Raw genomic sequence first — 17,988 nt, 5'->3', positions numbered from 1 at the left:
GCGATGCCTACTATACCCATCCTCGCTCGCGTGCGAGACGCACTGCCGTATGCCGGTTCTCCGCACCGATCTTGGAGGCGGCCGAGGAGAGGTAGTTGCGTACGGTCCCCTGGGAGAGCGAGGCCCGCTCGGCAATCTCCGCGACCGGCGCCCCGTCCGCCGCCAGTTCGAGCACCTCGGCCTCCCGGGCGGTCAGCGGGGAGTCCCCGGCGGAGATCGCGTCGGCGGCCAACTCCGGATCGACGTAACGGTTTCCGGCGTGGACGGTACGGATGATCTCGGCCAGCCGCCGGGCACTGACCGTCTTCGGCACGAACCCCCGTACGCCGGCGGCGAGCGCCCGCTTGAGGTGCCCGGGCCGGCCGTGGCTGGTCACGATCATGGTGCGGCAGTCGGGCAGTTCGGCCCGCAGCGATGTGGCGACCTTCACACCGTCCGCACCCGGCATCTGAAGATCCAGGACGGCGACGTCGGGCCGGTGCGCCAGGGCCATCGCGAGGGCCTCGGGACCGCTCGCCGCCTCCGCGACCACGACGAGGTCCTCCTCCAGGGCGAGCAGCGCGGCCAGCGCGCCCCGGATCAGGTGCTCGTCGTCGGCCAGCAGGACACGTAGGGGCCGCGCGGTGGTCATCGTTCCTCCGGGAGGGCGGAAGGGGCGGGAGAGGGAGGGGAGGCGGCCGAGCTCGGGGGGCCGTCCGGGTCCGGGGCCGAGGGGGCGCGCCCGCCCGGGTCCGGGCGCGAGGCCGTGAGCGGCACCGTCGCCGTCACCCGGAACAGGTCGTCCCCGGCCGGTCCGGCGGTGAGGGTGCCGCCGAGCGCCCCGAGCCGTTCGCGCAGCCCGGCCAGGCCCGAACCGCCGCCGTCGTCCCCGCCGCCGAGCGGATCCGTGGCGTCGGCCCCGTCGTTCTCGACCTCCAGGACCACCGCGTCCCGGGTCCGGGCGAGGCGGATCGAGCAGTGGGTCGGATCGCCGTGGCGCAGGACGTTCGTCGCGGTCTCGCGCACCACCCAGCCGAGCGCCGCCTGCACGGCGGCCGGAGCCCCGATGCCGGCCGGGCCGTCCGCCCCCTCGACGGTGACGGAGATCCCGGCGGCCTGCAACACGCCCCGCGCACCCATGAGTTCGGTGGGCAGATCGGCCTCCCGGTAGCCGCGCACGACATCGCGGACCTCCTGCTGCGAGGCCCGGGCGATCCGCTGCACCTCGACCATCTGGTCCACCGCCGCGGCGTTCCCGCGCTGGGCCAGCTCCACGGCCAGCTCGCTCTTCAGGGCGATCACCGACAGGTTGCGGCCCAGCACATCGTGCATGTCCCGGCCGAACCGCAGCCGTTCCTCCGCCACCGCGAGGCGGGCCTGCATGTCCCGCGCCTCCTCCGCCTGCCACATGACGCTCATGCTCCAGGCGCTCGGCCGGACCGAGGAGAGCACGAGCAGGATCGCGACGAGCATCGAGAGGACCGCGCCGAAGAGCAGCCCCGCGGGCACCCCGACGGCCGCCAGCAGCCCCACCAGGACCGCCGCGTAGACCGCGCAGTGCACCAGGTAGGTGCGGATGGGGACGAGGAGGACGTACGGGATGGCGAACGCCAGCGGCAGGTCCAGCACCAGCAGGGCGAGACCCGCGTCCTTGAGGTCGGCCGTCGCCGCGAGCGCCACCATCAGGCCGGTCAGCAGCGCGAGCAGCGCCGCCGGGAGCCGCAGTCGCCGCATGGGGAAGGTCTCCGTGCCCCGGTGGTGGGCGAACGCGGCTCCCAGATGGCGGTTGCTCAGGACGCACAGGGCGGTGTTCACCGCGAAGAACGCCACGGCGAGGCCCGTCGGAACCGGGCCTTCGCCCAGTACGGGGAGGAGCGGCACGAGTCCCCAGGAGACGAGGAAGACCCAGGGGAGCCCGGCGAGTGTGCCCCGGGTGTACAGGTCGATGCGCTGGAGCTTGCTGCGCTCGTGCCAGCCCCGCCGCCAGCCCCGTACCCGACCGATCACGCCCCTCAGCCCCTTCATGTCAGCCCCGCGGGTCCCAGCGGAACCACCGTCGCACAGCAAACACCGCGAACGCGGTCCAGGCCAGCGCCGCCACGACGGCCGTGACCAGGTCGCCGCCCTCCACCCCGCCGAGCCAGCCGTGCCGTACCAGGGTCATCACGCCGGTCAGCGGCAGCAGTTCGAAGACGGCGGCCAGCTTGTCCGGGAAGACGTCCAACGGGACGAAGATCCCGGAGGCGAAGAGCGAGACGAAGAACAGCGGCAGCGTGGTGAGCTGCGAGGTCTGGACCGTCCGGGTCACCGCGGAGGTCGCGGCGGCGAGCGCGGACATCATCACGAAGCCGACGAGCAGGCCCAGCAGGAACAGCTCCGGCCGCTTCGGCGCGGACAGGTCGAAGGCGATCGCGCCCGCCACGACGAGCAGCACGCTCTGGAGGACCGCCAGCGCGACGGAGGGCAGCGCCGTGGAGATCAGGATCTCCCGGTCGGTGACCTCGCCGGTGCGCAGCCGCTTGAGGACGAGTTCCTCGCGCCGGGTGACGTAGCCGGTGACGAGGTTCATGTAGACGACCTGGACCAGCACGATGCCGATACCGCCGGTGAGGGCGGCGCCCGCGACGGAGAGTCCGGTGCCGGCGAGGTCGATCTGTTCGAGCGAGGCCCGGATCGAGAAGATCATCACGATCGGCAGCACCAGGGCCACGAAGATCGCGGACCGGTTGCGGATCAGCAGGATCAGCTCGGCGCGGGCGAGGGCGTTCAGCCGCCGGAGGGAGGCGGACCAGCCGGAGGGGGCGGGGGAGGGGGACCGCTCGGGGGCCGTGCGGCCGTCCGCGAGGGCGGTGGGCGTGGTCATGCCGTCACCTTCTTCGTCTCGTTCGGGGTGCTGCCGTCGGTGGACCCGTGCCGGGGCCCCACCCGGCGCGGGTCGTCGGCCCGCGAGCGGAGCTGGGTGTTCGCGATCTGCAGGAACGCCTCCTCCAGCGAGGCGGAGCGGGCGTCGAGCCCGAGCAGTTCCACGCCCGACTCCCTGGCCCAGCCGAGGAGTTCGTGCAGGGACTTCTGGAGCGTGGGGGTGCGGATCTCCACCCGCTGCCCGTCCGCCCCGGCCTGGAGCGAGAGCGGAATGTGTGCGGCCGGTACGCCGTCGGGCAGGGTGAAGCGGATCCGGGCCGGGTGCTCGGCGGTGACCTCGGCCGTCGTCCCGGCCGTCACGATCTGTCCCTGGTGCATGATCGCCAGCCGGTCCGCGAGGGACTCGGCCTCCTCCAGATAGTGGGTGGTCAGCAGGACGGTCGTGCCGGACTCCCGGAGCGCCCGGATCAGGTCCCAGGTGTCGCGCCGCCCCTCGGCGTCCAGTCCGGTGGTCGGTTCGTCCAGGAAGAGCACCTCGGGCCGCGAGGTGAGGGCCAGCGCCAGGTCCAGGCGCCGCTTCTCGCCGCCGGACAGCTGCTTGACCCGCACCTTGGCCCGGCTGGTGAGGCCGACCATCTCCAGGGCCTCGGCGGCGGGGCGGGCGCCTGTGGTGCACGCCGACCACATCCGCGCGGTCTCCAGCACGGTGAGGTCGGAGGGGAAGCCGCCCTCCTGGAGCATGACGCCGGTACGGGGGCGGACGGCGGCGCGTTCGCGGTACGGGTCGTGGCCGAGGACCTTGATGGTCCCGGAGGTCGGGAGGGCCAGTCCTTCGAGGAGTTCCACGGTGGAGGTCTTGCCCGCGCCGTTCGTCCCGAGGAGGGCGAACAGCTCGCCGCGGGCGACGGAGAAGGAGACGCCGGAGACGGCCTCGAAGCCGTCCTTGTAGCTGCGGCGAACCCCGTCCACCGCGATCACCGTCTCCGTGGTCACGGCTCCCGAGGGGGCCGTGACCGGGAACGTGCCACCGTCGCGTCGGTCGTTGAGAAAGTCGTCGCTGGTCATGCTTCAAGGGTTCCGCCGGATCGGGCCCGGAAGCAGTGCGCGCTGTCACCACTGCTCATGACAAACGTCATGGGGTGGCGGAAGAACGCCAAAGGCCCCGATCGAAAACGATCGGGGCCTTTGCTCTGAGCGGACGACCAGGTTCGAACTGGCGACCTCAACCTTGGCAAGGTTGCGCTCTACCAACTGAGCTACGTCCGCAGTGCAGCCACTCGGCTTTCACCGGTGGAGCGAGCACCACTCTACCTGATCCAACGAAGTGGTCCGAAGAGTCGTGCAGAGCGGGTGACAGGAATTGCACACTGCGCCTTCCCCCTGGAAGGGGGCTGTTCTACTACTGAACTACACCCGCACGCTGCGTGGGATTCGGCTTTGCGGCCTCGCCCCTCGGCGTGTTCCAGACTCTATCCGACCTGCGGGGGTGTCGCGCAAGTCGGCTCCCCGCGGAGCTCGGCGGGCGGGTCCGCGGGGAGGGCCGGCGAGCCGTCCGGCGGTGCACCCGGGGCCGCCTGACGGGGCGTCGTACGGCGTCGGCTCAGCCCGCCGCGGCGAACGCCTCGTAGACCTTCTTCGGGATGCGGCCGCGGGCCGGCACGTCCATCCGGTGCGAGCGGGCCCAGGCGCGGACGGCCGCCGGGTCCGGGGCGAGGGAGGTGTGGTGGTAGGCCGTGGGCGTCCTGCCGTGCTTGCCGGCCTTCGTCTGCTTCCGCCCGGCGGCCACGTAGGGCGCCAGGGTCTTCCGCAGTTTCTTCGCGTTGGCGGGATTGAGATCGATCTCGTACGTCTTCCCGTCCAGGGCGAAGGTCACCGTTTCCGCCGCCGCTCCCCCGTCGATGTCGTCGGAGAGTGTCACCACTACGCGCTGAGCCACGGATATCGGTCCTTTCCTACGGCATCTGCGCATTTTGCGTGCGCTGACGCCTGCCTTCCGGCTGCCAGGCGGGCGGATGCGGATCGACGCGATGTCGACTGGTCCGTTGTCCCCGGTGTTCCGTTGTTTCGGGGCAATGGTGCTTTCCCCGGTAATCATTTGTACAGCGCTCGGTGCCGCATTGTGAAGCCCAGTCAATTACGTGCGCGTGTCCGTGTGCAATCCGTGTGCAATCCGGGCGGGTTTTTCCCAGAGTTTTTCCGTGCGGTGTCGTGGCCGATATGCGGACGTGATCTACGCACTGCCCTGACCAGGGGCGTCCTGCCCGATATCTACCCGCGTAGAAATTTTGGCCAGGTACGCTGAGTGGACCCGCGGGGGTCTGGGGAACCCCCCGGAGAGACAGCCGCACCACACCACCACACCGGGAGTGCCAGTGGCACGCGTCGTAGTCGACGTCATGCTCAAGCCCGAGATCCTCGACCCGCAGGGACAGGCGGTGCAGCGCGCACTGCCCCGTCTCGGCTTCGAGGGAATCGCGGACGTTCGTCAGGGAAAGCGTTTCGAGCTGGAGGTCGAGGGGCCGGTCGACGACGCCGCCCTCGCCCGTATTAACGAGATGGCCGAGACCTTCCTCGCCAACACCGTCATCGAGGACTTCGTCGTGAAGGTGGAGGAGGAGAAGTGACCACCCGTATCGGCGTCGTCACTTTTCCCGGCACCCTCGACGATCAGGACGCCCTGCGCGCCGTCCGTATCGCGGGCGCCGAGCCCGTATCCCTGTGGCACCGCGACAAGGACCTGCACCAGGTCGACGCGGTCGTCCTGGCCGGCGGTTTCTCCTACGGGGACTACCTCCGCGCCGGTGCCATCTCCCGCTTCTCGCCGGTGATGGAAACCCTCATCGAGCAGGCGAAGGCCGGGATGCCGGTCCTCGGCATCTGCAACGGTTTCCAGATCCTGACCGAGGCGCACCTGCTGCCCGGCGCGATGCTGCGCAACAACCACCTCCACTTCATCTGCCGCGACCAGACGCTGCGGGTGGAGAACGCGGAGACCGCCTGGACCTCGGACTACAGCGCCGGCCAGGAGATCAGGGTCCCGCTCAAGAACATGGACGGCCGCTACACCGCCGACGAGCGCACGCTCGACGAGCTGGAGGCCGAGGGCCGCGTCGCCTTCCGCTACCTGGACGGCAACCCCAACGGCTCGCTCCGCGACATCGCGGGCATCACCAACGCCGCGGGCAACATCGTCGGCCTGATGCCGCACCCGGAGCACGCCGTGGAGCCGCTCATCGGCACCGGCCGCACCGACGGCCTCGGTTTCTTCACCTCGATCATCAAGAAGCTGGTCAACGCATGAGCCTGGATACGGTCAAGCACGCGGCCGAGACCCCGGACGCCGCGCAGCCCTGGAGGGAGCTCGGCCTCAAGGAGGACGAGTACGCCCGGATCCGCGAGATCCTGGGCCGCCGTCCCACCGGCGCCGAACTCGCCATGTACTCCGTGATGTGGTCAGAGCACTGCTCGTACAAGAGCAGCAAGGTCCACCTCAAGCAGTTCGGCGAGAAGGTCCCCGCCAACGACGCGATGCTCGTCGGCATCGGCGAGAACGCGGGCGTCGTCGACGTCGGCCAGGGGTACGCGGTCACCTTCAAGGTCGAGTCGCACAACCACCCCTCGTACATCGAGCCCTACCAGGGCGCGGCCACCGGCATCGGCGGCATCGTCCGCGACATCCTCGCGATGGGCGCCCGCCCGGTCGCGGTCGTCGACCCGCTGCGCTTCGGCGCGGCCGACCACCCCGACACCAAGCGCGTCCTGCCGGGCGTCGTCGCGGGCATCGGCGGCTACGGCAACTGCCTGGGCCTGCCCAACATCGGCGGCGAGGTCGTCTTCGACTCCTGCTACCAGGGCAACCCGCTGGTCAACGCCGGGTGCATCGGCGTGATGAAGCACGAGGACATCCACCTCGCGCAGGCGTCGGGCCCCGGCAACAAGGTCATCCTGTACGGCGCCCGCACCGGCGGCGACGGCATCGGCGGCGTCTCCGTGCTGGCGAGCGAGACCTTCGAGTCGACGGGCCCCGCCAAGCGCCCCGCCGTCCAGGTCGGCGACCCGTTCCAGGAGAAGCTCCTCATCGAGTGCACCCTGGAGATCTTCAAGGAGAAGCTCGTCGCGGGCATCCAGGACCTCGGCGGCGCCGGGCTCTCCTGCGCCACCAGCGAGCTGGCCTCGGCCGGTTCCGGCGGCATGCGCGTCGAGCTGGACACCGTGCCGCTGCGCGACTCCTCCCTCTCGCCCGAGGAAATCCTCATGAGCGAGTCGCAGGAGCGCATGTGCGCGATCGTCGAGCCGCAGCACGTGGACCGCTTCCTGGAGATCTGCGAGAAGTGGGACGTCATCGCCACCGTCATCGGTGAGGTGACCGACGGCTCCCAGCTGGAGATCTTCTGGCACGGCGAGCAGATCGTCGACGTACCGCCGCGCTCGGTCGCCCACGACGGCCCGGTCTACCACCGCCCGTTCGCCCGGCCGTCCTGGCAGGACGCGCTCCAGGCGGACGACGCGGGCAAGCTCGCCCGCCCGGCCGACGCCGCCGAGCTGCGCGAGCAGGTCCTCCAGCTGGTCGCATCCCCGAACCAGGCCTCGAAGTCCTGGATCACCGACCAGTACGACCGCTTCGTGCAGGGCAACACCGTCCTCGCGATGCCCGAGGACGCGGGCATGGTCCGCATCGACGCCGAGTCGAACCTGGGCGTGGCCCTGGCGACCGACGGCAACGGCCGGTACGCCAAGCTCGACCCGTACACCGGCGCACAGCTCGCGCTGGCGGAGTCGTACCGCAACGTCGCCGCCTCCGGTGCCAAGCCGCTCGCCATCTCGGACTGCCTGAACTTCGGCTCCCCGGAGGACCCGGACGTCATGTGGCAGTTCGCCGAGGCCACGCGCGGTCTCGCGGACGGCTGCCTGGAGCTGGGCACCCCGGTCACCGGCGGCAACGTCTCGCTGTACAACCAGACCGGTGAGACGGCGATCCACCCGACGCCGGTCGTGGCCGTGCTCGGTGTCATCGACGATGTGAACCGGCGCACGCCGGTCGCCTTCGCGGAAGAGGGCCAGCTCCTCTACCTGCTGGGCGACACGGCCGAGGAGTTCGGCGGCTCGGCCTGGTCCGAGGTCGTCCACCAGCACCTCGGCGGCCTGCCGCCCAAGGTGGACCTGGCCCGCGAGAAGCTGCTCGCGGAGATCCTCATCTCGGCCTCGCGCGACGGCATGATCGACGCCGCGCACGACCTGTCCGACGGCGGCCTGATCCAGGCGGTCACCGAGTCCTGCCTGCGCGGCGGGAAGGGCGCCCGGCTGGTCGTGCCGGACGGCCTGGACGCGTTCACGTTCCTCTTCTCCGAGTCGGCGGGCCGCGCGGTCGTCGCGGTCCCGCGCAGCGAGGAGCTCCGCTTCACCGACATGTGCGGGGCGCGCGGTCTGCCCGTCGCCCGCATCGGTGTCGTGGACGGCGAGGAGATCGAGATCCAGGGCGAGTTCAGCATCCCGCTGAGCGAGCTCCGTACGGCGCACGAGGCGACGATCCCCGCGCTGCTCGCCTGAGCCGCGCGCCGACCGGCGTTTTCGCGAAGCCCCCGCCCGGGCCGTCCGGGCGGGGGCTTCGGCCTTCCCCCGAACCTTCTTGATGGAAATTACGTAATTACGTAAGGTTGGTGTCATGGAGCTGGAGCAGCGGGTCGCCGAGCTGGAGAGGCGGCTCACGGCGCTGGAGCGGCGGGACCCCGAGTCCCCCCGGCTGGGCGACGGCGACTTCTGGGCGCTGGAAGGGCTGAAACAGCAGCTCGCCGACGCCGGGGAGGCCGGGGCCGACGGGGGAGTGCTCTACACGGGCTCGGTCCGGCTGCCCACCGGTGAGCAGTACGGATGGCAGTACGGCGCCTTCACCGAGGCCCTGTTCGACGGGGACTGGGCGGATGCCGCCGAGTCGTTCGCCGCCCTGGGCCACCCGGTCCGGCTGCGCCTGCTCCGCGAGATCCTCGGCGGCCTGAGGACGGCCGCCGAACTGGCCGCGCTCGACGGGGCCGGCACCACCGGCCAGATCTACCACCACCTGCGCCAGCTGACCGGCGCGGGCTGGCTGCACGCGGCAGGGCGCGGCAGGTACGAGGTGCCGCCCGCCCGGGTCGTGCCGCTGCTGGTGGTGCTGACGGCGGCGCGGCCGTAGAACCGCGAGCAACAGCCGTGGAACCGCAGACAACAGGGGGGAAGACCATGTCCGTCCGCAAAGCCGTCCCGGTCGCCATGCGGCTGTCCTGGCTGGTCCTGTTCGTGCTGATGATCGCCGAGTTCGTCACGGACCTGCCCGGACCGGGCTGGGCGACCACCTTCCTGCCCGCGATGATCGTGCTCGCCCTCATGGTGGCCACGACGACCCTCCAGGCCCGGGCCGCCGCGCCCCGGGGCGAGCCGCGGCCCCCGGTCGAGGTCGAGCCGCCGGTGACCGGCCGCTGGAGCGCCCTCAACAGCCCGGCGGACAAGGTGCCGAGCCACGGGACGCACGTGTACGGGCAGACGTACGCGATCGACATCGCGGCGGACCCGGAGACGTTGGAGGGCGAACCCCCGGCCCGGCCCGCGTTCCGCTGGATCTGGCCGCTCGTCCGCCGCAACCGGGCCTTCCCGGCCTTCGGCGCGCCCCTGCTCGCGGTGGCCGACGCCACGGTCGTGCGGGCGAGCGACGGCCAGCGCGACCACCTGAGCCGCACGTCGCTGGCCGGGTTCCTCTACCTGATGCTCATCGAGGGCAACGTCCGTTCGATCGTCGGCGCGCACCGGGTCATCGGCAACCACGTGATCCTCGACCTCGGCGACGGTACGTACGCCGTCTACGCGCACGCCCGGCGCGGCTCGCTCCGGGTGAAGGCCGGGGACACCGTCCGGGCCGGGCAGCGGATCGGCAGCGTGGGGAACTCCGGCAACAGCTCCGAACCGCACCTCCACGTCCACCTCATGGACGGCCCGGACCTCGACGACGCGCGGGGTGTCCCGTTCAGCTGGCGGGGCGTCGGAGTCCCGGCGAACGGCGAGACGTTCACGGTCGACGCAGCCGGGGGGCGGGTCGCGGAAGCCGGCGAGCGGATCGACGAAGCCGGCGAGCGGGTCGCGGAAGCCCGGCCCGGCGATGTCGGTGGCGCCGGTTAGTCTCGGCCCCATGCCTCCGGCCAAGAAGCGCCCGCGCGCCTACGACCACCTCAGGACCCGGACGGCGGTCCTCGCCCAGTACGCCCATGTGCGCGACGCCGTCGCCGCGCTGACGCCGCAGCAGCTCGCCGCGCCGACCCGGCTCGGCGACTGGACGGTGCGTGATCTGGTCGCGCACATCGCGCTGGGGCTCGGCTCGGTCAGCCGGGACCTGGCCCTGCCGGAGCCGCCGGGACCCAAGCCCGCGACCACCCTCCTGGAGTGGCCGCCGGCCGTCGCGGCCGTCGTCAGGGACCCCGAGGCGCCGGCCCCGGCTGCCGACCACCCCGACCTCCTCGCGCTGTACGGGGAGGTGGAGGCGGCCTTCCTCGCGGACGTCCCCGCCTCCGGCACCGGGGACCGGCTGCTGCCCACCCGGGTCGGCTCCATGCGGCTGACCGACTACCTGGTCACCCGGACCGTCGAGCTGGTCGTCCACACGGACGACCTGAACGAGGCGCTCGGGCTGGAGATCCCGTACGACCGGCAGGCCCTGGCCGCCTGCACCCGGCTGCTGGCGGACACCCTCGCGGACCGGGCCCCCGGCGGCTCGGTCGAGGTACGCGTCCCGCCGTTCGCGGTGGTCCAGTGCATCGGCGGGCCCAAGCACACCCGGGGCACCCCGCCCAACGTCGTGGAGACCTCCCCGCTGACCTGGATCCGGCTCGCCACCGGGCGTACGGAGTGGGCGCGGGCACTGGAGGAAGCCGAGGTCAGCGCCAGTGGGGAGCGGGCCGACCTGGCCGCGCTGCTCCCGCTGCTGCGCTGAGCCGGCCGCCCGGCGGAGAGAAGAGGCGACCCGGTTCCGTACACCCCGAAGCGGAGCGGACGGAACCGGATCGGACCCTCGTACCGTCACATCGCCATGCACACACAACGGATGACCCTCAGCGTCAGTGTCCTGGCCCTCCTCGCCCTCGCCGCCTGCGGTACGGAGTCGGGTTCCGGCTCCGGCAAGGGATCCGGCGACGGCGGTGACACCGCGCAGAGCGATGTCCCCGTCACCGGCGTGGCGTGGAGCGTCGACTCGGTGACGGTCGGCGGGAAGAAGACCGAGGCCCCGGAGGGGGCCCGCCTGGAGATCGACCCGAAGGGCCGGGCCACCGCGGACTTCGGCTGCAACCACATCAGCGTGGACGCGCAGGTGAAGGGCGACCGGATCACCCTCGGCAAGCCCGTCACCACGCAGATGGCATGCGACGTGAAGATCGAGAGGTTCGAGAAGGCCGCCATCGACGCGATGGGCGGCGAGCACACCGCGAAGCTCTCCGGCGACAAGCTGACCCTCACCACGGAAAGCGGAGACACCATGGCCCTCAGCGAGGAGAAGCCGGCCGACCTGGTGGGCACCAAGTGGACGGTCAACACGCTGCTCGACGGGAAGACCGCCACCACCGTGCCGGCGGACCTGCCGAAGGAGCGGACGCCGCACCTGACCTTCGCCGAGGACGGCACCGTACGCGGCAACGCCGGCTGCAACTCCTTCAGCGGCAAGGCCACGGTCAAGGACTCCCGAATCGTCTTCGGGCCCACGGTCAGCACCCGCAAGATGTGCCCGGAGGCCGAGATGGAGACGGAGCGCGCCGTGCTCGCCGCCCTCAAGGGCACGAAGACGTACACGATCAAGGGCAGCACGCTCACCCTCGCCGCCGACGACGGCAAGGGGATCGGCGCCACAGCGGCACCCGCCGGGGCCGAAAACAGCTCCGAGCACGGCTGAACCCGGCCCCTCGGTGTGAGGCTCACCACGAAACGAGCGTTCGGCCAGCAGCCGCGGCGAAGATCGGCCGGGTTCACCGAGCGCCACGGCCGTCCGCCCGCCGCCCACCATGGCTACCCGTCGGTAACCATTCGCTCGGCCCGGAAGGGAGCGCCGCGTCCGCCCCGGGCGCTCCGCGCCCTCCGGGCCGTCGTCACGCAGGGTCACTGATCGAAGTCCCCCGAATCGCCCGCCCCGGGCGGCGGGCGGGCCCGTTCCCCGTGCTCCACCGCGCGTTCGCCCCCCGGTCCCCAATTCGGACCAGTGGCCGACCTCGCCTACACTCGGTGCCGTGCCCCGTGGTGATGGACGACTCAACCACGACCTGCTCCCCGGAGAGAAAGGCCCCCAGGACGCTTGTGGCGTCTTCGGTGTCTGGGCTCCGGGCGAAGAGGTCGCCAAGCTCACCTATTTCGGACTGTATGCCCTGCAGCACCGCGGACAGGAATCCGCGGGCATCGCAGTGAGCAACGGGTCCCAGATCCTGGTCTTCAAGGACATGGGACTGGTCTCGCAGGTCTTCGACGAAACGTCTCTGGGTTCCCTCCAGGGCCATATCGCGGTCGGTCATGCCCGCTACTCCACCACCGGTGCCTCGGTGTGGGAGAACGCGCAGCCGACGTTCCGTGCCACCGCGCACGGCTCGATCGCCCTCGGCCACAACGGGAACCTGGTCAACACCGCCCAGCTCGCGGAGATGGTCGCCGACCTCCCGCGCAAGGACGGCCGCGCCACCCAGGTCGCCGCGACCAACGACACCGACCTGGTGACCGCGCTGCTCGCCGGGCAGCGCGACGAGGACGACAAGCCGCTCACCATCGAGGAAGCCGCCGCCAAGGTGCTCCCCGATGTGAAGGGCGCCTTCTCGCTCGTCTTCATGGACGAGCACACGCTCTACGCCGCCCGCGACCCGCAGGGCATCCGCCCGCTGGTCCTGGGCCGCCTGGAGCGCGGCTGGGTCGTCGCCTCCGAGTCCGCCGCGCTCGACATCTGCGGCGCCAGCTACGTACGCGAGATCGAGCCGGGCGAGCTCGTCGCCATCGACGAGAACGGTCTCCGCACCTCGCGATTCGCAGAAGCGAAGCCCAAGGGCTGTGTCTTCGAGTACGTCTACCTGGCCCGCCCCGACACCGACATCGCCGGGCGGAACGTCTACCTCTCCCGCGTGGAGATGGGCCGCAAGCTGGCCGCCGAGGCCCCCGTCGAGGCGGACCTCGTCATAGCGACCCCGGAATCCGGCACTCCCGCCGCGATCGGGTACGCGGAAGCCAGCGGCATCCCCTTCGGTGCCGGACTGGTCAAGAACGCCTACGTCGGCCGGACCTTCATCCAGCCCTCGCAGACCATCCGCCAGCTCGGCATCCGGCTCAAGCTGAACCCGCTGAAGGAAGTCATCAAGGGCAAGCGCCTGGTGGTCGTCGACGACTCGATCGTCCGCGGCAACACCCAGCGCGCCCTGGTCCGGATGCTCCGCGAGGCCGGTGCGGCCGAGATCCACATCCGGATCTCCTCGCCGCCGGTGAAGTGGCCCTGCTTCTTCGGGATCGACTTCGCCACCCGCGCCGAGCTGATCGCCAACGGCATGACGGTCGACGAGATCTGCACCTCCATGGGCGCCGACTCCCTCGCGTACATCTCGATCGACTCGATGATCGAGGCGACGACGATCGACAAGCCGAACCTCTGCCGCGCCTGCTTCGACGGTGAGTACCCCATGGACCTCCCGGACCCGGAGCTGCTCGGCAAGCAGCTGCTGGAGACCGAGCTGGCGGCGGGCCCCGCGGCGACCGCCGCGGCCGACGCGCTGCGCCGTCCGTGACCCGGACGCACCGCGGCCCCTCCCACCAGCCCCGTATCTCCACACGAAAGATCCCAGGCCATGTCTGAGACAACAGGTGCTTCCTACGCGGCGGCCGGCGTCGACATCGAAGCCGGTGACCGCGCCGTCGAGCTGATGAAGGAGTGGGTGAAGAAGACCCAGCGCCCCGAGGTCGCCGGTCTCGGCGGACTCGGCGGGTTCGCCGGCCTCTTCGACGCCTCGGCGCTCAAGCGCTACGAGCGCCCGCTGCTGGCCTCCGCCACCGACGGTGTGGGCACCAAGGTGGACCTGGCCCGCCAGATGGGCGTGTACGACACCATCGGCCACGACCTCGTCGGCATGGTCGTGGACGACCTCGTCGTCTGCGGCGCCGAGCCGCTGTTCATGACCGACTACATCTGCGTCGGCAAGGTGCACCCCGAGCGTGTCGCGGCCATCGTGAAGGGCATCGCCGAAGGCTGCGTCCTGGCCGGCTGCGCCCTGGTCGGCGGCGAGACGGCCGAGCACCCGGGCCTGCTGGGCCCGGACGACTTCGACGTCGCCGGAGCCGGTACGGGCGTGGTCGAGGCCGACCGCCTGCTCGGCCCGGACCGTATCCGCAAGGGTGACGCCGTCATCGCCATGGCGTCCTCCGGTCTTCACTCCAACGGGTACTCGCTCGTCCGCCACGTGGTCTTCGACCGGGCCGGCTGGACCCTGGACCGCGAGGTCGAGGAGTTCGGCCGCACGCTCGGCGAGGAGCTCCTGGAGCCCACCCGGATCTACTCCCTGGACTGCCTGGCCCTCACTCGGACGACCGAGGTGCACGGCTTCAGCCACGTCACCGGCGGCGGCCTGGCCAACAACCTGGCCCGGGTCATCCCGGACGGTCTGCACGCCACCGTGGACCGCTCCACGTGGACGCCCGGCGCGGTCTTCGACCTGGTCGGCAAGGCCGGGAACGTGGAGCAGCTGGAGCTGGAGAAGACGCTCAACATGGGCGTCGGCATGATCGCGATCGTCCCGGCCGACTCGGTGGACGCGGCCCTGACGACGCTGGCCGACCGCGGGGTGGACTCCTGGGTCGCCGGTGAGATCACCGACCGCGGCGACCACACGACGGGCGCCGAGCTGACCGGGGCCTACGCACGCTAGTCACGCTCACGCGGTGGTGCGCCCGGCGCACCACCGCACACGGCACGGAAACCGGCGCGCAGCACGGGCGGACCGGACCGGGACACACAGAACCCGGCCCGGGGCGAGCCCGGACCGGGTTGAAGTGTCAGCGCGAGGTCAAGCGCCGCGGCGCTGTGACGACGGACCGGACTGGTCGTCCTGATCGTCGTCATCGTCCTGGTTGTAGCGATCCGCGTACTGTGCGTACGGGTCATCTTCCTCGTCGTCGTCCTCGAACGGCTCTGCGTTCGGTGGCTGACTCGAAGGCGATGCGCCCAGCTCATTGGCCAGACGCGACAGGTCCGTCCCGCCGCTGCTGTACTTCAGCTGGCGGGCGACCTTGGTCTGCTTGGCCTTTGCCCGGCCGCGCCCCATGGCTCGACCCCCTCGGTGACGGGGCTCGACGGCCCCAGAGTCTTGACACGCGTTCATGTTTCAGGACGGACTCTCGGCAGAGAGACCGCGCCCGTAGGGCTTTAACGGTACCTGCTTCCGTGGCCATACGGTACGCCGCCCGCATTCCGGTCCCCGGCACAGGGCCAGTGAGGAGCCCCGTCCTCGCTGGTCAACTGCGATTTTAACCTCTTGTGGAGGTACGACCCGCCGACCGGCGTGAGTCTTGTCTCGCCGGTCGGCGGTCACGGGCGGCCGGACGGTCAGCGGGAGCGCGCCTCCGCCATCCGCTGCTCGGCGAGCCGGTCGGCCGCCGCGGCCGGCGGAATCCCATCCGCCTTCGCACGTGCGAATATTTCCAGCGTGGTGTCGAAGATCTTCGTCGCCTTCGCCTTGCACCGGTCGAAGTCGAACCCGTGCAGCTCGTCGGCCACCTGGATCACGCCGCCGGCGTTGACCACGTAGTCGGGCGCGTAGAGAACCGACCGGTCGGCCAGGTCCTTCTCCACACCCGGGTGCGCCAGCTGGTTGTTGGCCGCGCCGCACACCACCTTCGCCGTGAGAACCGGCACCGTGTCGTCGTTCAGCGCGCCGCCGAGCGCGCACGGCGCGTAGATGTCCAGGCCCTCGGTACGGATCAGGGCGTCGGTGTCCGCCGCCACGGTGACCTCGGGGTGCAGGTCGGTGATCGCGCGCAGCGACTCCGCGCGGACGTCGGTGATCACGACCTCGGCCCCGTCGGAGAGCAGGTGCTCGACGAGGTGGCGGCCGACCTTGCCGACCCCGGCGACGCCGACCTTGCGGCCGCGCAGCGTCGGGTCGCCCCAGAGGTGCTGGGCCGAGGCCCGCATGCCCTGGAAGACGCCGAACGCGGTGAGCACCGAGGAGTCGCCCGCGCCGCCGTTCTCGGGGGAGCGGCCGGTGGTCCAGCGGCATTCCCGGGCGACGACGTCCATGTCGGCGACATAGGTGCCGACGTCGCAGGCGGTGACATAGCGGCCGCCGAGCGAGGCGACGAACCGGCCGTAGGCGAGGAGGAGTTCCTCGCTCTTGATCTTCTCCGGGTCGCCGATGATGACGGCCTTGCCGCCACCGTGGTCGAGGCCGGCGAGGGCGTTCTTGTACGACATCCCGCGCGACAGGTTCAGCGCGTCGGCGACGGCGTCGGCCTCGGATGCGTACGGGTAGAAGCGGGTGCCGCCGAGGGCCGGACCCAGGGCGGTGGAGTGGAGGGCGATGACGGCCTTGAGGCCGCTGGCACGGTCCTGGCAGATCACGATTTGCTCGTGGCCCCCCTGATCCGAGTGGAACAGGGTCTGCAGTACGTCTACGTGCCCGCTAGTCACATCGGTCACTGTGGTGACTCCCAAAGAACGAAGCGGCGGAGGCCCTCCTAGGGGTGGGGAGGACCCCGGACCGACCGGCACGGCCGGTCCGATGGGCAAGAGCGTAAGTCCTCCGGCGGCGCGTATCTGCCCCCGCGCGAAGGATCACTCTCCGGGGGTGCGCAGCCGTGACACGATGCGCTCCATGTCGGTGGTGTCTTCGGTGCGCGTCCCTTACACGTCCTACCTCCGGATCTACGAGCCGCTCGCCGCCTTCGCCGAGCCCGAGCGCAGCCACTGGACGCGCTACGCGCAACGCGAGGAGCTTCCCACGGCCCAGGACGAACTGCGCCGCTCGCTGGCCGACTTGGTGGCGACACCGCCGGTCGGGGTGCCCGTGCACGAGAGCGGTGACGCGTTCGTGGCGGAGCTGGACGGGGTGGTGTGCGTCTGCCCGTGGCGGACCCGGCTGCGGGGCTGGCTGGCCCTGGAGGAGCTGGGGGGCATGTTTCCGGCCAACGTGCTCGACGCCGTGCTGCCCGCGGTGGTGCGCGGCCAGGCGGCGGCGGACCACGAGCGCTGGCGGCGGCTCCACCCGGACGCGCGGCCGTGGATCCGCACCACGGTGTGGCAGGTCCCGGTGCGCTGGTTCGTCCTCTTCCGCGACGAGGAGCGGGAGTACACGGCGGCGGACGGTGAGGGGGCCGGGCCCGTCCTGCGCTACCGCACGCCGATGGTCGAGGCCCGGCGCCGGCTGGCGCGGGCGCTGCGGACGCTGCGGGAGAGCGTTCCCGAAGGGCCGCTGACCGAGGGGCTGGTGGACGTGGGGCGCTGGCTGGAGGAGTTCCATCCGCGCTCGCTGGTCGAGCTGGACTACGGGGGCCTCGTCCACGCGCTGCCGGCGGACCGGCTCGCCGGGGACCGGTCGGCGGCGGATGTGGCGGAGGGGCTCGCCGCGCTGCGGGACGGCGACAGCGAGGGCGCGGGGGAGGCGTACGCGCGGCTCGCGGAGCGCTGGCGGGCGGTCCGGGACCTCCAGTTCACCAATTGACGTGAAAAGACCCACAGCGGCATCAACGTGATGGAACCGGGGCATCCTTCATCCAGGACGAAAGGCTGGGACGCGAGGAGGAGGGAGGAGGCGGAGCGGACGGGCCGTGAACCGACGGACGATCCGCGAACCGGTGTTCTGTGAACCGGCGTTCCGCGTGACCCGTGAGGTCTCATGGGACGGGTGGGGCAGGGGTGTACGCCGCTGGGCCCGGGACCTACGTCCCGAACCGGGCCTTTGACTCAAGCGTGATGGACAGCACTAACGGGGCCCTTGCGCCTATCCCTAACCCTCATGCCAAAATAGGACAAGGAGTCCGGGGAGGGCTCCTTCTGTCCAAGTAAGGGCAGAATGCTCGACATTGCACTCTATGGGGGGTCTGACGACTCCTGATCGCTCTGTGACTGATCGTCACTGGGGCGTGACTGTCCGCTATGGCATGGTCCATCGGCTTCCGTCG

17 protein-coding genes and 2 tRNA genes are annotated in these 17,988 nt (G+C 71.1%); 10 read left to right on the top strand and 9 right to left on the bottom strand.

Annotated elements, in window-relative coordinates:
* Positions 1 to 10: 10 nt before the first annotated feature.
* From WQO_RS16390 to WQO_RS16360, 7 genes are all read right to left on the bottom strand, one after another.
* The gene (locus WQO_RS16390) at positions 11 to 631 is read right to left on the bottom strand and encodes a response regulator transcription factor (RefSeq protein ID WP_010056451.1); all 621 of its coding nucleotides are present in this window, start codon (positions 629 to 631) and stop codon (positions 11 to 13) included.
* A complete protein-coding gene (locus tag WQO_RS16385; RefSeq protein ID WP_029181902.1) occupies positions 628 to 2,004 on the bottom strand; it encodes a sensor histidine kinase in 1,377 nt (458 codons plus the stop codon). Before WQO_RS16385 ends, WQO_RS16390 begins: the two co-directional genes overlap by 4 nt.
* Position 2,005: 1 nt before the next feature.
* Positions 2,006 to 2,842 carry an ABC transporter permease gene (locus WQO_RS16380; RefSeq protein WP_010056449.1) on the bottom strand — a complete coding sequence of 279 codons (837 nt, stop codon included), beginning with the start codon at positions 2,840 to 2,842 and terminating at the stop codon, positions 2,006 to 2,008.
* Positions 2,839 to 3,906 carry an ABC transporter ATP-binding protein gene (locus WQO_RS16375; RefSeq protein WP_010056448.1) on the bottom strand — a complete coding sequence of 356 codons (1,068 nt, stop codon included), beginning with the start codon at positions 3,904 to 3,906 and terminating at the stop codon, positions 2,839 to 2,841. Before WQO_RS16375 ends, WQO_RS16380 begins: the two co-directional genes overlap by 4 nt.
* Positions 3,907 to 4,034: 128 nt before the next feature.
* Positions 4,035 to 4,107, bottom strand: a tRNA-Gly gene (locus tag WQO_RS16370).
* A 79-nt stretch (positions 4,108 to 4,186) separates the two neighbouring features.
* Positions 4,187 to 4,258: transfer RNA gene (locus WQO_RS16365), tRNA-Gly, on the bottom strand.
* A gap of 183 nt (positions 4,259 to 4,441) precedes the next feature.
* A complete protein-coding gene (locus WQO_RS16360) occupies positions 4,442 to 4,777 on the bottom strand; it encodes a histone-like nucleoid-structuring protein Lsr2 (protein WP_010056447.1) in 336 nt (111 codons plus the stop codon).
* 436 nt (positions 4,778 to 5,213) lie between these two features.
* On the opposite strand from WQO_RS16360, the gene purS reads away from it, so the two are divergent.
* From purS to purM, 9 genes are all read left to right on the top strand, one after another.
* On the top strand, positions 5,214 to 5,465 hold the full coding sequence (gene purS / locus WQO_RS16355) for a phosphoribosylformylglycinamidine synthase subunit PurS (protein ID WP_010056446.1): 252 nt from the start codon (positions 5,214 to 5,216) through the stop codon (positions 5,463 to 5,465).
* On the top strand, positions 5,462 to 6,142 hold the full coding sequence (purQ, locus tag WQO_RS16350) for a phosphoribosylformylglycinamidine synthase subunit PurQ (RefSeq protein ID WP_010056444.1): 681 nt from the start codon (positions 5,462 to 5,464) through the stop codon (positions 6,140 to 6,142). The genes purS and purQ overlap by 4 nt, the downstream gene beginning before the upstream one ends.
* Positions 6,139 to 8,388, top strand: a complete 2,250-nt coding sequence (purL, locus tag WQO_RS16345; protein WP_010056443.1) for a phosphoribosylformylglycinamidine synthase subunit PurL — start codon at positions 6,139 to 6,141, stop codon at positions 8,386 to 8,388. The genes purQ and purL overlap by 4 nt, the downstream gene beginning before the upstream one ends.
* Before the next feature lie 115 nt (positions 8,389 to 8,503).
* On the top strand, positions 8,504 to 9,010 hold the full coding sequence (locus WQO_RS16340) for an ArsR/SmtB family transcription factor (RefSeq protein ID WP_010056442.1): 507 nt from the start codon (positions 8,504 to 8,506) through the stop codon (positions 9,008 to 9,010).
* 47 nt (positions 9,011 to 9,057) lie between these two features.
* Positions 9,058 to 9,987, top strand: coding sequence for a M23 family metallopeptidase (locus tag WQO_RS16335; protein ID WP_010056441.1), 930 nt, complete (start codon positions 9,058 to 9,060; stop codon positions 9,985 to 9,987).
* A gap of 10 nt (positions 9,988 to 9,997) precedes the next feature.
* Positions 9,998 to 10,795 (top strand): maleylpyruvate isomerase family mycothiol-dependent enzyme, encoded by a 798-nt coding sequence (locus WQO_RS16330; RefSeq protein ID WP_010056440.1) that lies wholly within the window; start codon positions 9,998 to 10,000, stop codon positions 10,793 to 10,795.
* Between the two features lie 111 nt (positions 10,796 to 10,906).
* On the top strand, positions 10,907 to 11,746 hold the full coding sequence (locus tag WQO_RS16325; RefSeq protein WP_010056439.1) for an META domain-containing protein: 840 nt from the start codon (positions 10,907 to 10,909) through the stop codon (positions 11,744 to 11,746).
* Positions 11,747 to 12,077: 331 nt separating this feature from the next.
* Entirely contained in the window at positions 12,078 to 13,604 is a 1,527-nt protein-coding gene (gene purF, locus WQO_RS16320; RefSeq protein ID WP_010056438.1) for an amidophosphoribosyltransferase, read from the top strand.
* 60 nt (positions 13,605 to 13,664) lie between these two features.
* A complete protein-coding gene (gene purM, locus WQO_RS16315) occupies positions 13,665 to 14,738 on the top strand; it encodes a phosphoribosylformylglycinamidine cyclo-ligase (RefSeq protein ID WP_010056437.1) in 1,074 nt (357 codons plus the stop codon).
* A gap of 138 nt (positions 14,739 to 14,876) precedes the next feature.
* Here purM and WQO_RS16310 read toward each other — a convergent pair whose 3' ends face one another.
* Positions 14,877 to 15,134 (bottom strand): DUF3073 domain-containing protein, encoded by a 258-nt coding sequence (locus WQO_RS16310; RefSeq protein WP_006125824.1) that lies wholly within the window; start codon positions 15,132 to 15,134, stop codon positions 14,877 to 14,879.
* 281 nt (positions 15,135 to 15,415) lie between these two features.
* Positions 15,416 to 16,507 carry a Leu/Phe/Val dehydrogenase gene (locus WQO_RS16305; RefSeq protein ID WP_029181900.1) on the bottom strand — a complete coding sequence of 364 codons (1,092 nt, stop codon included), beginning with the start codon at positions 16,505 to 16,507 and terminating at the stop codon, positions 15,416 to 15,418.
* 175 nt (positions 16,508 to 16,682) lie between these two features.
* Between WQO_RS16305 and WQO_RS16300 the strand changes: the two genes are divergently transcribed.
* A complete protein-coding gene (locus WQO_RS16300) occupies positions 16,683 to 17,528 on the top strand; it encodes a DUF8083 family protein (protein ID WP_010056432.1) in 846 nt (281 codons plus the stop codon).
* The last annotated feature ends 460 nt before the right edge of the window (positions 17,529 to 17,988 follow it).

Origin of the sequence: Streptomyces globisporus C-1027, assembly GCF_000261345.2 — a bacterium.
In the GTDB taxonomy this organism is placed as follows: Bacteria; Actinomycetota; Actinomycetes; order Streptomycetales; family Streptomycetaceae; genus Streptomyces; species Streptomyces pakalii.
Note: the sequence above shows the minus strand (reverse complement) of the source record. Positions and strands in the feature narration are given on the sequence as shown.

What these genes read in the sequence shown, in the direction of transcription:
- WQO_RS16340 (WP_010056442.1), top strand. Translation starts at nt 8,504, where the DNA reads ATGGAGCTGGAGCAGCGGGTCGCCGAGCTGGAGAGGCGGCTCACGGCG.
- WQO_RS16375 (WP_010056448.1), bottom strand. Translation starts at nt 3,906, where the DNA reads ATGACCAGCGACGACTTTCTCAACGACCGACGCGACGGTGGCACGTTC.
- WQO_RS16385 (WP_029181902.1), bottom strand. Translation starts at nt 2,004, where the DNA reads ATGAAGGGGCTGAGGGGCGTGATCGGTCGGGTACGGGGCTGGCGGCGG.
- WQO_RS16380 (WP_010056449.1), bottom strand. Translation starts at nt 2,842, where the DNA reads ATGACCACGCCCACCGCCCTCGCGGACGGCCGCACGGCCCCCGAGCGG.
- purL (WP_010056443.1), top strand. Translation starts at nt 6,139, where the DNA reads ATGAGCCTGGATACGGTCAAGCACGCGGCCGAGACCCCGGACGCCGCG.
- WQO_RS16330 (WP_010056440.1), top strand. Translation starts at nt 9,998, where the DNA reads ATGCCTCCGGCCAAGAAGCGCCCGCGCGCCTACGACCACCTCAGGACC.
- WQO_RS16325 (WP_010056439.1), top strand. Translation starts at nt 10,907, where the DNA reads ATGACCCTCAGCGTCAGTGTCCTGGCCCTCCTCGCCCTCGCCGCCTGC.
- WQO_RS16335 (WP_010056441.1), top strand. Translation starts at nt 9,058, where the DNA reads ATGTCCGTCCGCAAAGCCGTCCCGGTCGCCATGCGGCTGTCCTGGCTG.
- purM (WP_010056437.1), top strand. Translation starts at nt 13,665, where the DNA reads ATGTCTGAGACAACAGGTGCTTCCTACGCGGCGGCCGGCGTCGACATC.
- WQO_RS16300 (WP_010056432.1), top strand. Translation starts at nt 16,683, where the DNA reads ATGTCGGTGGTGTCTTCGGTGCGCGTCCCTTACACGTCCTACCTCCGG.
- WQO_RS16310 (WP_006125824.1), bottom strand. Translation starts at nt 15,134, where the DNA reads ATGGGGCGCGGCCGGGCAAAGGCCAAGCAGACCAAGGTCGCCCGCCAG.
- WQO_RS16390 (WP_010056451.1), bottom strand. Translation starts at nt 631, where the DNA reads ATGACCACCGCGCGGCCCCTACGTGTCCTGCTGGCCGACGACGAGCAC.